Genomic DNA, 15,088 nt, shown 5'->3' with positions numbered 1-15,088 from the left:
GTTTTTACCTCTTTTGGTTGGGAATAGGGTCGCCGCCGTGATAGTCCACAGCTAACTTCAATACTAGCGGGCCATCTTGGTTGAAGGTTATGCTCCCATGTAAATCAGAAAGCAATTGCTGGAAGTAAGCTTGATGAACGAATGATAAAAGTGCATCACGATTTGTTATGGTGCCTAAATGATAGGTGATGGTTAGTCGATTGTCCGCATAGTCCAGTTGAATGAGCATGCTGTCCGGCAGATCGTGCTGAAGAAGGGCAAAGTGCAAGTAGCGGCTGAGCGTTAGCAGCGTTTTCGTTTCTGTTACATTGCGATTGGCCGGTAGTTCCGGGAAAATTTCGTAGTCGAGGGTGGTCTTTCGCTCCGAGAATTTTTCCCGTTCACCGATCATAAAGCCGGCGATAAGTGGATTTTTCACGAGTAAGGCGAGGCGGTTGGCAAATTCCTGTTCCGGTTTCAGCAGATCTTGCAGATAGATCGCCAGTTCGTCGTATTGTTCGATAGCAACCAAGCCGTAAATCACATGCAGTTTGTTCATGAATTCATGGGACTGACTTTGTAAGGCGTTGGCGTAAGTTGTGGTGTTGGCCAGTTGGTCGGCAACGAAAATCGCTTCAGTCGCATTTCGCAAAAAGATCACGTAACCAATTTTTTGCTTTTTAACCATAATCGGGGCGACCGAGAAAAGGTAGTCCTGACCGTCTTGTTGGTAGAACTGTTCGGTTTTGACCGTCAGCTTAACGTGTTCGGGATGTGTAATCAGTGCGGTTAGTGGTTGACCGATAAATGCGTTTTGCGGGATAAGATGGTTTTGCAGCTTGCTGGCAGCTTTGTTGACCAACATGATCTTTTGGTTGAGACCAATCACGATGACCGGATCTTTTGTTTCTTCGAGCATGGCATTTCGTTCCTCAAGCAAACGAGCGATTTCTCGCGGCTCTAAGTCGTGAAGTTGCCGTTTAATATAATAGGCGACCAAGAAAGCGATCAGGATGCCCATGACCAGGCCGACAAGCAGTGCCAAACGAAAGCCGATCTGGGAGTGGTGGATAAGCGTTTGCAGCGCGGTCACTTTGATGCCTAACGCGACAACCCCGATCTCTTTACCATCTCGATAGACCGGAACGAAGCCGCGGAGTGAACGGCCTAACGTTCCCCGGCGTACCGAAACATGTTCATGCCCACGTAAAGCCGTTACTTCGTCGCCGCCTTGAAAATGACGATCGATCTGGCTGGGATCAGGATGGGTGAGGCGGATGCCTTGCATATTCATCACGACTACGAAGTCCAGATTGAAGTTTTTCGCCAGTGTATTAGTGTATGAGCGGGTTGCTTGATCCGCATGATTGGCTTCAAGTGCCGTTATGACCCGTGGTTCTCGGGCTAACTGACGACCAATCGCAAGTAACAGTTGGCCTTCGCGGGTTTCAAACTGCTGCCGGTTTTCCAGCATGGTTAAGCCATAGACCGTGAAAACCGTCACTAACAGGGTTGAGGTAAAAATGAGCGAAAGCCAGCCCCACAGACGCCATCCTTTTATCTTCACGTTTTTCATACTCCTAAGTGGGGAAATAGTTTGTGAACGAGTTACTGAAGGCTTAAACAAATGATTTTATGCTTTAAAAAGTTAAATAATCTTCCCCAAATGAAGCGCTTACATTAAGCTGTCAATAAATAAGCAGTTGAAGGGGGAGAAAACAATGGCAAACAAATCCGCGCCAGCTACGACGAGTTCAGGGACACAAGGAAAGTGGATGGGTTTTAAAGTCGGTTCGGTGCCGCTGCCGGTTTATCTTGTGATGGCAGCTGTTATTGTCCTTGCGGGAGTGATGCAGCAGTTGCCGGTGAACATGCTCGGCGGTTTTGCAGTCATTTTAACGTTGGGGTGGTTACTAGGAACGATTGGCGCTAATATCCCGGTTGTCAAAAATTTTGGCGGGCCAGCGATTTTATCATTACTTGTGCCATCGATTTTAGTCTTTTATAACGCGATGAATCCCAATGTGCTAAAAGCGACCGATATGCTGATGAAACAAGCGAATTTTCTTTATTTCTATATCGCGTGTCTGGTCTGCGGTAGCATCTTGGGGATGAATCGAAAGATCCTGATCCAAGGCTTAATGCGGATGATCGTGCCGATGATGCTGGGTATGATCCTTGCGATGGGTGTCGGCACCTTGGTCGGCGTGTTGCTGGGGTTGGAGTGGAAGCATACCCTTTTCTTCATCGTGACGCCGGTTTTGGCCGGTGGCATTGGTGAAGGAATTCTACCGCTGTCTTTAGGATACAGTACGATCACCGGGACGACCAGCGGCGCGCTTGTGGCTCAGCTGATCCCAGCTACGATTATCGGTAACTTCTTTGCGATCATGTGTTCAGGTCTGTTGAATCGGCTAGGAGAAAAGCGGCCAGAGTTGTCTGGACAGGGGCAATTAGTGCGACTCAATGGCGCAGAAGACGATCTCGCTGATGCCTTAAAAGATGATACCGGCCCACTTGATCTCAAAATGATGGGCGCTGGCGTACTCACGGCTTGCACGTTGTTCATTTTAGGGATGCTGCTGCAGTCAGTTACAGGCTTTCCCGGACCGGTTTTGATGATTGTGGCCGCGGCGATTCTGAAGTATCTCAATGTGATTCCCGGAGAGACGCAGCGTGGCGCCAAGCAACTCTACAAGTTTATTTCCGGTAATTTTACTTTCCCATTGATGGCTGGACTTGGACTCTTATACATTCCGCTAAAAGACGTCGTGGGCATGCTGAGCTGGCAATATTTTATTGTGGTAATCAGTGTTGTGTTTACGGTTGTTGCGACCGGATTTTTCGTGGCGCGGTTTTTGAATATGAATCCGGTTGAAACGGCCATTGTAACGGCGTGCCAAAGCGGGATGGGCGGCACTGGCGACGTGGCGATTCTGAGTACGGCGAATCGCATGAATTTGATGCCGTTTGCGCAGGTTGCGACGCGATTAGGCGGTGCGATCACGGTGATTACGATGACCGCTATTTTGCGGATGGTGTTTTAGACAGACGTTTTTTCAGAATTGAGGAGGAGAACGAACATGGCTAAGAAGGATTTCAATCAACTAGCACTGGCTCAGGCCAAACAATATGGTGGCAAACTGAGTGTAACGCCCAAGGTGCCGATTGAGACGCGGGATGACTTGAGCATTGCCTATACCCCTGGTGTCGGCGCGGTATCTTCTGCTATTGCCAAGGATTCGTCGCTGGTCTATGATTTGACGACCAAGAAGAACACTGTTGCCGTCGTCAGTGACGGCTCAGCGGTTTTAGGCTTAGGCAATATCGGGGCTGAGGCAGCGATGCCAGTAATGGAAGGCAAGGCGGCGTTATTTAAGCGTTTTGCTAAAGTGGATGCGGTGCCGATTGTGTTGGATACGCAGGATACTGAAGAAATTATTGCGGCCGTCAAAGCCATTGCGCCGACTTTTGGCGGGATTAATCTGGAGGACATCAGTGCACCGCGGTGTTTTGAAATTGAAGCACGCTTGATTGATGAACTCAATATTCCGGTTTTTCATGATGATCAGCATGGGACCGCCATTGTGGTGCTTGCTGCGCTGTACAATGCTCTGAAAGTTGCTGGTAAAAGCATTGGCGATATCAGAGTCGTTGTCAACGGTGGCGGCTCTGCCGGATTATCCGTTGCGCGTCGCTTCTTGGCCGCTGGCGTTAAGCACATTATGGTTGTTGATAAGGTCGGCATTTTGGCGGAAAAGAGTGCCAATCAATTGCCACCACATCATGCTGCTATTGCTAAAATCACGAACCGGGAAAATCGTACCGGTACCTTGGAAGATGCTTTGAAAGGTGCTGATGTTTTCGTTGGTGTATCGGCACCGCATGTTTTGAAACCAGAATGGATCAAAACAATGGCTGATAAACCGATTATCTTTGCAATGGCTAATCCAGAGCCGGAAATTTTCCCGGATCAGGCCTTGGCCGGTGGGGCTTATATTGTAGGGACAGGGCGTAGTGATTTTGCGAATCAAATCAACAACGTTCTGGCATTTCCGGGCATTTTCCGCGGCGCCTTGGATGCTAGGGCGCGCAAAATTACGATTGAGATGCAGATTGCGGCAGCTAAAGGGATTGCGAGTCTAATTCCGGACGCTGAACTGTCGACAACGAATATTATCCCAAATGCGTTTGACGGGGATGTTGCCAAAGTCGTGGCTGAAAGTGTGCGGCATGCGGCTAAGGCAACGGTTGAAGGGTAGAAGTTTTGTTGCGAACCTTCTGACAGGGTTGATGTTGTAGACTTTGTCAGGGGGGTTTTGAATAAACGCGAAATTAATAAAGTTATGCATTATATCATCTGTTAATCTTTCTTTACATGCATAGGTCGGTTGGTTAAAAAAACCTCTATTTGACACAAACCCATCAAAGTCAGACAATAACACTGCGTTATCAAAAACACGGTCTGGTTGGTAGTCCAGACGCGGCTTAGGTCGTCAGTATCCTTCCTCCTTGGATGTCCGGATTGCGTGAAAATCTTAAAGGAGGTGTTAGTTTGACGATTCAAGGCAAGCTAACAGTTTATTTTGAACAGCCTTTTTATCGGGGGCTATTCGAGCAAGTAGTGGGTGACACGTATCGTGTTGCCAAGGTTACATTTGGTACGCAGGTTCCGACAGCGAATGAGTTGTTGTGTTTGATTCAACAACGATGGGGCAGCTTGCATTGGGTAGCGGCCCAAGAGAGCACTCTTTCCGAAGCACCACTGACGATGAACCCGAAGAGGCGCAGTCGGCAAGCACGAAAAGAAGTTCAGGACTCCAGAAAAGGCCGAGCATCAACACTTTTGAAGTTAGAACACAAGCATAACTTGCAGTTGAAAAAACAACGACGAAAGCGGTTAAAAGATCAGCATGCTCGTGAAGTTCGTTTGAAGAAACAGACCAAACGTTTGGAGAAGCATCGCGGTCATTGACTGCTGACGCTTAATCAAATTCAGGTTCTACGTAAAGTTTCCCTATTTACGTAGAATTTTTATTATTGACGCAGGTCAAAAAATCAGTATGGGAAGCAGAAAAGTTGGTAAAAAAGATTGTTAATCATTTAGCCGTTACTAATCGTCAGCAGTTTAGAAAATGGCTAGCAACTCATTATCAAGATGCGACTGAATGTTGGGTGGATGTTAAACGTGGTGTGCCCAAACCGGATGGCACATTTTGGTATGTTGATGCTGTTGAAGAAGCTATGTGTTTTGGATGGATTGATAGTACATACAAAAAATTGGCTCCGGATCAACCAGCTTCACAAAGATTTGTTCCTAGACAAACTGGGAGTGTTTGGTCGGAGCTAAATAAAGAACGATGTCGACGTATGATTCATTTGGGCCGGATGACGCCAGCCGGGTATGCCGTGTTGCCAAATATGGATCCTAATAGTTTTAAAATTGATGCTAGCATCGTTTGTGCTCTTAAGAGGCGGCCTGGTGCCTGGGCTTATTTTCAATCATGTCCGGCATTATATCAACGTGTCCGCTGTGACACCATTCAAATTAAACGTAATCAGCCAAAGCTTTTTCGCCAACGGTTGACTAAGTTTGCCAATGCGTGTCAGGAACATCGAATGATCGGTCAGTGGAATGATGGGGGAAGATTGCCTGTGTCCGATGTTTGATCATGAAATTTGTGGTAATTTTTAAAGCATTGGTATACTTTTTACTGTTTTTGTCAGACTACCTAACACTAAACGTTGAAGCCCGTTGTGACACGCATATACTGATAACGTAAATATTGGTATATGAAAGGGAGTTCACAATGCGTATCGAGGAAGATTGTATTGGCAAGTTGGCAGTAGACGAGGATGTCTTGTACGGGATCCACACCACCCGCGCACTGGCGAATTTTCCGATTAGTCATGAACGGACCGATCCGTTACTTTTCAAGAGCTTGATTATCATTAAAAAGTCCGCGGCTCAAGTTAATGCGGCGGCCGGAACGTTGGCGGTGCCGAAAGCCAAGGCAATTATTGCGGCGTGCAATAGTCTGCTGATGGGTGAACATAACGATGCGTTGGTTGCCCCGGCTATTCAGGGAAGTGCAGGGACATCGGTGAATATGAATGTGAACGAGGTTATTGCCAATCTGGCGAGCCGCCATACGACCGAACGGGTGCATCCTAATGATGACGTTAATCAATGCCAGTCGACGAATGACACTTATCCGACAGCCGGGAAAATGGCGGCTTTGCAAGCATTGCCGCCGTTGCAGCAGGCTTTGACATTTTTAGTGAAATCACTGTTGGCTAAAGCTGATGAATTTGCTGATGTTGTCAAAGTCGGGCGTACCCAGTTGCAAGATGCGGTTCCGACAACATTTGGCCATACCTTCCAAGCATATGCACATTTGTTTCAGCGTGATCAAGTGCGACTAACGCGAGCAGCTGAAGATTTGCGGGTTGTCAACTTAGGCGGAACTGCGATTGGTACCGGCTTAAATGCTTCGCCGTATTACCGGGAACACATTGTTCGGCAAGTCAATCGCTTGATTGATTTAAGCCTTGAGCAAGCGGATGACTTGGTTGATGCAACGCAGAATTGTGATGTTTTGGTCGCTTTTTCCGGTGCGATGAAAGGGTTAGCGACTGATTTATCGAAGTTTGCCAACGACTTGCGCTTATTGAGCAGTGGTCCCCAGGCTGGGTTGAACGAGCTCCATCTGCCAGCCAAGCAGGCGGGGTCCTCGATTATGCCAGGGAAGGTTAATCCGGTGATTCCTGAAGTGGTCAATCAAATCGCTTTTCAGATCATCGGACAGGATGTAACGATCAGCATGGCTGCCGAGGCTGGGCAACTGGAATTGAATGCCTTTGAACCGATTATTTTCCGTGATTTGTTGCAGGGAGAGCGGTACTTGGCCCGCGGTATCGATACGCTGACCACCAACTGTGTGACTGGCTTAACGGTCAATCAACAGCAGTGTGCCGACAATGTTGAGCATTCCGCGATTAGTGCCACGATTTTAAGTCCATATATAGGCTATGAAGCAACGATGAAACTCGTCAAAACCAGTCTTGAAAAGCATGTGGCGATTCCGGAACTGCTTAGGCGCCACCATCAGTTACCCGATACGTTGATTGCCCAGCTCTTTTCACCGGCTGTGATGACCAATGAAGAACCGGTTCAGAAGGAGGCAGCTGGGGAAAAGCGCTAAGGTGGACGGTTCTGGGGGAGCTGGTTGTTCCACATGAAACAGTTGAATCAGTATCTTGTGTTTCATGTGGAACTTTGTGTGTGGGAATTGGCGTTTCACGTGGAACGTAGCCCACAAGTGGTCTCGGTTAGTTACCGGACAAATCAAAAAGACGCTTACGGCATTTTTACCGCAAGCGTCTTTTTCATGTCATCATCGGCAATTTCTGGCAAGTATTAACCCGAAACCTTGGTTCTGGTTGGCTGGTGTTCAATAATTGGCATCCACTGCGACACAATGTTTTCCGGACTAAAGTGACTGGCGCGTTCCAGACTTTGATGAGCGTAGTGCTGACGCAGCTCGGGTTGTGCCATCATTTTTTTGAGATTGGCAACAAAGTCAGGAACATCCTGGGCTTTGGTGAGCAAGCCATATTGGTTATTGCCAAGGTATTCACGTGATCCGGTGTTTTCCATGGCAACGACCGGTAGTCCAGAGGCCATGGCTTCACCGATGACAAGAGGCATGCCTTCCCAACGTGAGGTTGAGACAAAAATGGAGGCGGCGCGATAGTGATCTCGAAGCGCTTGGTCCTTTAACGGTCCCTGATAAATGAGTTTATCGCTCACGTGGAAGTAATCGATCAGATCATAAAAGTTTTTCATGTCTTCATCAGTACCGCCACCGGCAATGGCGATTTTCCAATCGTCAGGTAAGGATGCAGCGGCCTCTAACAGGAAGTCGATACCTTTGTGGGCGATGGCGATGCGGCCGGTGAACGCGATCCGGTGGGCATCGAGGTCCGCCTCACCAGTTGGCACTAAGGTGAGGGGATTGTAGATTTTCACGGTGCGCGGATTAAAGCGTTTGTACGAGTTCAGATCGCTTTCGGTCAAGGTCACCAGTGTGTCGACAGCTTGAAGACCGCCTTCAAACTCGGCTTGCATCTGGACGTAGTAATCTTCCATGTAAGTAGCATAATTGTTGTGCATCCAGCCAATCAGATTCACATCCGGCAAAGCCCGTTTAATCAACGGCGCAAAACTAGTGGTCAAACCTGCAGGCAAGATGACGGTTTGGAAATGCTGGTCACGAATCGTCGCGATGAGATCCTCGATTTGATCCTGGTAATGGGTATAAGGATCACTGCCAAAAAAATTCAGCAACTTAGGATCGGTTGGGCGCCGGGCAATAATCAAAGGCGCATCCAAGTCAAAGTAGGCAGGTGCATCCGCCAAGGTGTAGAAACTGACGTCGTACTGTTTAACGAGATCATTACCTAAAACCGTTGAAGCGCGTTTAACGCCATCCATCACGATGTTTTCAAGAACGATCATAACTTTCATAAGTGTTCGCCGCTAACGATCCTAACGATCAGCGGCTCCCCCCTTTCTTCTGAGTACGTTACGAACTGACTGCAGCGTCCAGTCGAAGTGGCACGACTACTAAAAATAGTAGCGGGGTCAGAACAGCTTTTTAAAGGATATTCAAAACTGTTTATATTATCATACGCGCTTTTTATTAGTAAGTGCAAGTTTTTTCGCTGCAAGGTTGATACAACAGGGGTTAGCGCAAGGTGTGCTCGTCGAAAAAGGGGGACCATGAGAGTTGCATTAATCGTTCGTGTTTTGTTTCACGTGAAAATCAGCGTAACGTTAAGGAAGCGCTTAAGCAATGTATAATTTATTTCACAAATTGGGAAACTTTGGTGCTTAAATTCGGGTAGAAACATGTAACATAAGCTATCTGGAAACAGCTTAGAAACAAAACCAAGGAATCAGTAGCTAGCGGCGAAACAGAAGACGTGATTGTTTTGCGCAAAATTTTACGGGGTTGACATGTTTTGATCAGTTTCACGTGGAACACATGAAATGATTCATGAGGTTAATGACGTTTCACGTGAAACTTTTTCTGCGTGTAAGCGATAAGTTGCCGACGGAGCGCCTCTAGAAGTGAGGCTAAATTCCCCGGATTTACTGTCATTTTGCCGAAGATCATTTGTTCGTAAGCTTGGGTTAGCTTAGACATATTAGTCTGTCCACCCAAACGTCTATCAATTATTTTGGCATACGCACTTAAGGCTTGGCTGGCAGGACGATGTTGAATTCGCCGCAAGCTCCAAAGCAATAGCCGATAGCGGCTCGGGAAGTTGGTTGCCGTAAGTCCAATGCCAATGAGCCAGGCGACAAGCGCCGGGAGTTGCCAGAATCCAAGTGCGGTCAGTAATAAAATGATGACAAGGAGTAAAATGCCGAGCCAGGTGACGTTGCTGAGAGACGATCGAGAATGCGTTTTCGTTGCGGATGGCGAACCAGTTGATGGTGTACGCGATATAGAGGCGGACGATGCCACACTTGATGATGATGGCATGCTATTAGAGACGCTGTTATTAGCGGATGAAGAGGGTATATTTTCTTCTGGCGTTGCGGGATCATTAAAGCCGGGGGTCGGTTCGAATGGCAGCCAACCTAAATTGGTGAAATAAACCTCGGGCCATGAGTGAGCGTTGCTGTTGCGGATCACATATTGTTTGTGTTGACCTGATCCGCCAATAAAAGTCCCAGTATTAAATCCCTTGGCCCATCGAGCAGGTAAGCCGATGCTTCGGCATAGCACAACCATTGTCGAGGAGAAGTTATCACAATAACCGATTGGTGAATCGAAAAGAAAGTAATCGACATAATCGTGACCCGGTGGTGTCCGCTGCGCATCGGTTTTGGAGTACGTGAATCGGGGGTCGGACTTGAGATAGTTTTGAATCGCGAGCACTTTTTCATAAGGTGTCGGTGCTTTGGCCGTGATTTTTTCCGCCAACTGCTTAACGCGTCGTGGCAAGGTCGATGGTAATTGTAAGTAGCGGCTGGCAACTTGCTGGCGACTGCTGGTTGCGGCGGTTAATTGTGCGGCCGTGATTTGTTTTGCCTGCACCTGGATGTCTATGCGTTGAAATCGGGATTGATCTGTCGTGCTGACGCGGCGGGTGGCAGCATGGAGCAGGAAGTCAGTCGTGGGATCGGGTTGACCGCCTGTAAAAGTCAGCTGCCCATAAGGAAGCGGCAAAAATGATTTGCTGCCGTTGAAGGTCAAGGTTGTGCTTTGAGCAGGGCCATAGTCAACCGAGGCGTTTGGATCGCGCATGATGGCGCCATCCAGCGGCACGGTCTGACTTTGATCGACGCCAGGTTGCCAACCAGTGCCGGTGTATGCAGCATCAACCGCCACGCGATAGTAACTGGCTTCGGCGCTGGTAGCCGTAAAAACAGGCGTCGGATCGTCATAAACCGGTCCGCCCAACACGCGGCTGTTTTCCGTATAGCCGGTTCGGCCGGGACCGTTGACGTAAGTTTGAATACCGGCATAAAATCCCCGTTGATTTAAACGATCGCGAAATGGAACGGACATATCGGCTAATTGTTCATTCAGGGACGTTGATGAAGACAGCCACGCCAAGCCGAGCGTGACCCCGCTGATAAGTGTGCACCCAATTAAAAGTGGCCACCAATGATTGCCATACAGATGCAGCATTGCCATCAAGCCGGTAAGTACTGCAAGTTGAATGAATTGCGCCGTGAGATCATTGCCGTTAAAAATATGAACGGCTAGTAAATAGCTGAGCACAATCGCAATGGCGCCGGGATAAAAGCGGACGACAACCGTCAAAAGCAGGAGAAACGCTACTAAAGTAATAATTAGCGTCATGCTAAGCACGGTCGGGACGTCGACACCACCGACACGTAAAAACTTTGAGGTCGCTGCGGAAAAAGTCTGTAGATAGGCGGTGAACCAAGAGAGGCCAAATGGTTGTTTTAGCGGCACAATGGCCCAAAGCCCACCGATCATGGCAGCGACTGTCATGACACTCCACAAAGGCCACCATCGCGGCCAGAACGTGGCGACATAAAGAATGAGGCTAATGCCGATGACATAAACCACCAGTGCGCGCGGGTGGCCGATCGGATTGATATCGGCAAATGGCTGCAAAAAAAGAAATAAGAGCCACCATGTCAATAAAACCATGATGAGTCGTTGCAACCACTTAGGCATGATCGCCACCTCCTGACAAAGAAATCAAAGTGGCAGCAGCAGGCGAGAGTGTCTGCAAAAACGGTTTGGCTGTAGCTGAGTCCGCCGCCATCACGAGATAAGCCCGATGATGTTGTGGCGATGCCAAGTTGACTAAAGCTGCGGGATCGGCGACACCTTCAGGATGAAACCCCGCTAGTAGCGCATCTTGTCGGCCGCGGGGAATACGGGTTAGCCGCTGATCCAGCAAATAGCCGTCACCACTGAAAATGCCGGTATCCAGCAAACTCGCAAAAAGGCTCAAGGCCGATTCAAGTGGCAGCGAAGGCGTTACAACCAGCAGCAGCGTCCAAGCGGTTTGGCCTTCATACTCATCATCATGAACAATCAATGAATCTGCATGGGCGCTAATTTTCCACGCGATTTGTTGGATATTATCACCCGGGAAATATTCGCGGAAATTTTTAATCCGGTCGCTGGGCAAACCGGCGTCGGCCGCCGCCATTTTTTGTGAAAAATCCGTGGCAATTTTGGCAGCAGTCTCGGGCTGGCGAACCGGACCAACTGTTATCGGGGTTGTGAGTTGCATGGGGAGAGTTTTGCGGAACCAGCCGAAAAAGTCGGTGACAGTCACGGTGAACGGCAGCTGATCATAAACGCCCCGTGGCAACTGCAAGGTAACTTTGGCGGTGCGTTGACCAACCGGCAGATGCCAAGTGCTGGTTTTGGCGGCATCTAGTAAAAACAGGTTTGGCAGCCATTTGCCTTGCGTTAACGTCAAATGGCGGGTGGTGGGACGTTCTGCGATCATCGTCGAGTGATTAGGTGTGAAGCGCAAATGACCGCGCATCGGCCAAAGCAGAGGTAGTGCGAGCAACAGCAGAAGCATCATGGCAAATTCACTTACAAACCAGCTGGTCGACGAGTTAAACGTCATTCCGAAGCCGACGAGTAGGCCGAGTGTGACGATAAGTGCACTATTGATAAAGAAATTGCGCCAATGCATGGTGTCACCCCCGTACTGGTGTAGCGGTGTTTTGCAGAATATCGGTTAAAATGTCGGTTGGTGAGACGGTCGGATCCTTCATGATCAAGCGATGGCCAAATACAGGAATCGTTAGGGCTTGAATATCTTCAGGGGTCACGTAATTGCGGCCATTGAGCATAGCGAAGGCTTTTGCGGCGCTTACCAAGGCAATGCCACCACGGGGACTGATGCCTAAACGAATGCGTTGGTCTGTCCGCGTCGCTTCAACAAGCGCAAGGACATAATTGGCGATTGCATCCGTCACGGTGATGGTTGTGACAAGCTTTTTGCTTTCTGCTAAAGTCGCGGGATCGAGTCGTGGTTTCAAGGCAGCAATCATGGTTTGACGATCAGGACTCAGAAGCAGACTTTTTTCCGCGGTGGCATCTGGATAGCCAAGCGATAGGCGCAACATAAACCGATCCAGTTGGGCCTCAGGCAAGGGGTAGGTTCCTGCATAGTCAGTCGGGTTTTCCGTGGCCATGACAAAGAAGTCGGGCGATAAAGGGTAGGTGTGTCCGTCGGTGGTGACGCGACGTTCGCCCATTGCTTCCAATAAAGCCGCCTGAGTACGCGGAGTGGCGCGATTGATTTCGTCGGCCAGTAAGATGCTAGTAAAAATCGGACCGCGTTGAAATTCAAATGCATTCGTAGCGCGGTTGAAAATGGACGTCCCGAGAACGTCGCTAGGCAACATATCCGGCGTGAATTGAATCCGGGAAAACGGCATTGCCAGCGTTTTGGCGATGGCTTGCACTAAGGTGGTCTTGCCGACGCCGGGAATATCCTCAAATAAGACGTGACCGTTGGCTAATAAAGCCGTAAAGGCCAGTTGGATCGGCATCGGCTTGCCAACCACAATGGTCGCGACTTGCTGCTGCGCTGCCGAAAAGATTGATTGCGCTTCATTGATTTCCATCGTGATCCCCTCCATGCCGCCATTATTCAGGAAAAAGCACCAAACAGCAAGTTTCCTGCCGTGTCGTAAAAAAATATGAATATATTGGTTGCAGACAGGGCGATGATTGGTACGCAGTTGACGAGCAGAGGTACTGCAGCCTTCATTTTGGCACCGGAATCTTCTCAATAGCGACACATTTTTGCTTGCGGTATACTGTGACCATAGCCGGTAACCATCCAATGAGTGGGGGCAAGCAAATGAAGAAAAGACTGAAGTATCATCTGAATGTGATTGGGCATTATCTATTGATTGGCTGGCTAATTTTCATCATGATGACGATCCTGGTTGGCCTGTTAAGCTATATCGTCATGAAATCGAATCCGCATTTTGTCCGCGGCCTCATGAGCGGGTTGTCCGCTAAGTTCCCTGGAGCGACTGATAATTGGCACGCTTTCTGGGCGATTCTGCTGAACAACGAGCGGGTCACGTTCACCATAATGCTAGTGGGCATGATCCCAATTCCATTCTTATACTGGATTTCGTATGTGGTTACGTGTGCTTCGGTCGGTCTGGTTCTTGGTATCTATGCGGCCAAACTTGGCATCAGCGGTGCTTTCGGTGCGTTTGTGCTGGGCATTTTGCCACATGGGATCTTTGAGATGAGCGCGATGATCGTCGCTGTGGCGCTGGCGGCGCAAGTCAACAAGGCGTTACGCCAATCGATCAAACGATTTTTTGCCAATCCCCACTATGAAAAGTCGCCGCTGGATGCCAAGGCCATTGCGGTACAGTATGTCGCCATCGTGGTGCCAGTGATTGCTTTTGCGGCAATTATCGAAGGCTTCATTACGCCGGTACTTTTACGGTTGGTCGTACATTGACCTGCTTGCAGTTGGCACATGTTAAAGCAAGAAACGGATGAGTCAAATTTCTGTTTTGTGCTTAACCTTTCAAACTCCGGAAAAAGCGGGGCAATGAGTTCCGTTCCGTGCCAAACTCCGCAATCTCCGGCCAGCTGGAGTGGCGACGCGAAGCTAGAGCGGAGACGGCTGCTGAGCCTCATCTGGCCTACGATTGCTCCGCTTTGGCACTAACATCTCGACCTCCCAAAAGAATTATTCTTAGAAAACAAAGGACGAACATCGCGCGTTTTGCATGTTCGTTTTTATATTGCCGTTGTGGATTATGACCCAACCACTTTACTGAGAACCGGCCTGACCACAAAAATGTTTCTCATGAAACATTATGACCATTCTGAGCGTAACAACGAGTATGTATTCACATCGAAAAACCCACCACGTGGATTCGGATCCTCTTGGCGCAGGATGCCGTCCAGATGGAAGCCGGCTTTTTCGGCGACGTGGTTGCTGGCGTCATTGGTGACGGCGGCGTTGATAATCAGTTTGTTCAGGTGATAGTCGTGGAAGGCGATGTCTGCAATGGCCTTGACGGATTTGTGCATGACGCCTTTACCGCGTGCCGGTGTGGTTAACCAGTAACCGATATCGGCTTTATGGTGGACGAGTTGGTCAATGGTGTTTAGGGTGATCAGACCAACGGGAGCGTCGGCTTGATGAATGACCAAGGTTAATGACTTTTGCTCGCCGAAGGACTTCAGCTCGGTTGTTAAAAAGTTAATCTCATCGTCAGCGGTGAGCGTCGCGTCCACCCAAGTCAGATAGGCTGATAAGGTCTCACGGCTGGTTTCGATCTGTTCAAATAAAAGTGGGCCGTCAATTTCCGGGCGTGGCAGTGCGAGTTTAAGATCGTAGTCAATTAAGTAGCTAAACATCATTTCATCCCATTTTCTTTTTAGTTTCTCTAAGTATAAAACAATCTTGCGTTCTGCGCGCGTAGACAAGCTCTCATAAAATCGGTAGACTTGTTACCTGTGAATGTTGCCGATGCGAACTGTATTGCCCACAGCTTGTGATGGCGGCTTCACATTGAATGGTTTAGCGTTGCATTAGGATT

General features: G+C 48.7%; 12 protein-coding genes. 6 read left to right on the top strand and 6 right to left on the bottom strand.

All coding sequences use genetic code 11. The features are described from left to right. Window positions 1-4: 4 nt before the first annotated feature. Window positions 5-1,546 carry a Spo0B domain-containing protein gene (locus LACZS1_RS13830; protein ID WP_070651649.1) on the bottom strand — a complete coding sequence of 514 codons (1,542 nt, stop codon included), beginning with the start codon at window positions 1,544-1,546 and terminating at the stop codon, window positions 5-7. Window positions 1,547-1,754: 208 nt separating this feature from the next. Between LACZS1_RS13830 and LACZS1_RS13825 the strand changes: the two genes are divergently transcribed. From LACZS1_RS13825 to LACZS1_RS13805, 5 genes are all read left to right on the top strand, one after another. Beyond that, window positions 1,755-3,026: a 2-hydroxycarboxylate transporter family protein gene (locus LACZS1_RS13825; protein ID WP_231956507.1), complete on the top strand. Its 1,272-nt coding sequence runs from the start codon at window positions 1,755-1,757 to the stop codon at window positions 3,024-3,026. Window positions 3,027-3,062: 36 nt separating this feature from the next. After that, on the top strand, window positions 3,063-4,241 hold the full coding sequence (locus LACZS1_RS13820) for an NAD(P)-dependent malic enzyme (RefSeq protein WP_070651645.1): 1,179 nt from the start codon (window positions 3,063-3,065) through the stop codon (window positions 4,239-4,241). 293 nt (window positions 4,242-4,534) lie between these two features. Then, a complete protein-coding gene (locus LACZS1_RS13815) occupies window positions 4,535-4,954 on the top strand; it encodes a YjdF family protein (protein ID WP_070651643.1) in 420 nt (139 codons plus the stop codon). A 104-nt stretch (window positions 4,955-5,058) separates the two neighbouring features. Continuing rightward, window positions 5,059-5,649, top strand: coding sequence for a YdeI/OmpD-associated family protein (locus tag LACZS1_RS13810; protein ID WP_070651640.1), 591 nt, complete (start codon window positions 5,059-5,061; stop codon window positions 5,647-5,649). Window positions 5,650-5,789: 140 nt separating this feature from the next. Continuing rightward, window positions 5,790-7,184 carry an aspartate ammonia-lyase gene (locus LACZS1_RS13805; protein ID WP_070651638.1) on the top strand — a complete coding sequence of 465 codons (1,395 nt, stop codon included), beginning with the start codon at window positions 5,790-5,792 and terminating at the stop codon, window positions 7,182-7,184. A gap of 215 nt (window positions 7,185-7,399) precedes the next feature. On the opposite strand, the gene LACZS1_RS13800 is transcribed toward LACZS1_RS13805, so the two are convergent. The 4 genes from LACZS1_RS13800 to LACZS1_RS13785 form a co-directional block, all read right to left on the bottom strand. Continuing rightward, window positions 7,400-8,509: a glycosyltransferase family 4 protein gene (locus LACZS1_RS13800; RefSeq protein WP_070651635.1), complete on the bottom strand. Its 1,110-nt coding sequence runs from the start codon at window positions 8,507-8,509 to the stop codon at window positions 7,400-7,402. Between the two features lie 538 nt (window positions 8,510-9,047). Then, a complete protein-coding gene (locus LACZS1_RS13795) occupies window positions 9,048-11,207 on the bottom strand; it encodes a DUF4129 domain-containing transglutaminase family protein (RefSeq protein ID WP_070651633.1) in 2,160 nt (719 codons plus the stop codon). Continuing rightward, on the bottom strand, window positions 11,200-12,192 hold the full coding sequence (locus tag LACZS1_RS13790; protein ID WP_306402873.1) for a DUF58 domain-containing protein: 993 nt from the start codon (window positions 12,190-12,192) through the stop codon (window positions 11,200-11,202). The genes LACZS1_RS13795 and LACZS1_RS13790 overlap by 8 nt, the downstream gene beginning before the upstream one ends. A gap of 4 nt (window positions 12,193-12,196) precedes the next feature. Beyond that, window positions 12,197-13,132, bottom strand: coding sequence for an AAA family ATPase (locus tag LACZS1_RS13785; protein WP_070651630.1), 936 nt, complete (start codon window positions 13,130-13,132; stop codon window positions 12,197-12,199). Window positions 13,133-13,371: 239 nt separating this feature from the next. On the opposite strand from LACZS1_RS13785, the gene LACZS1_RS13780 reads away from it, so the two are divergent. Next, complete coding sequence (locus LACZS1_RS13780; RefSeq protein ID WP_070651628.1) at window positions 13,372-13,995, top strand: stage II sporulation protein M; 624 nt, start codon at window positions 13,372-13,374, stop codon at window positions 13,993-13,995. Window positions 13,996-14,357: 362 nt separating this feature from the next. Here the strand turns inward: LACZS1_RS13780 and LACZS1_RS13775 are convergent, their stop codons facing one another. Continuing rightward, complete coding sequence (locus LACZS1_RS13775) at window positions 14,358-14,906, bottom strand: GNAT family N-acetyltransferase (RefSeq protein WP_010490427.1); 549 nt, start codon at window positions 14,904-14,906, stop codon at window positions 14,358-14,360. Window positions 14,907-15,088 lie beyond the last annotated feature (182 nt).

The organism is Lacticaseibacillus zeae subsp. silagei (genome assembly GCF_030770335.1).
In the GTDB taxonomy this organism is placed as follows: Bacteria; Bacillota; Bacilli; order Lactobacillales; family Lactobacillaceae; genus Lacticaseibacillus; species Lacticaseibacillus zeae.
The sequence above is the reverse complement of the archived record's forward strand: the minus strand, read 5'-3'. Positions and strand labels throughout refer to the sequence as shown.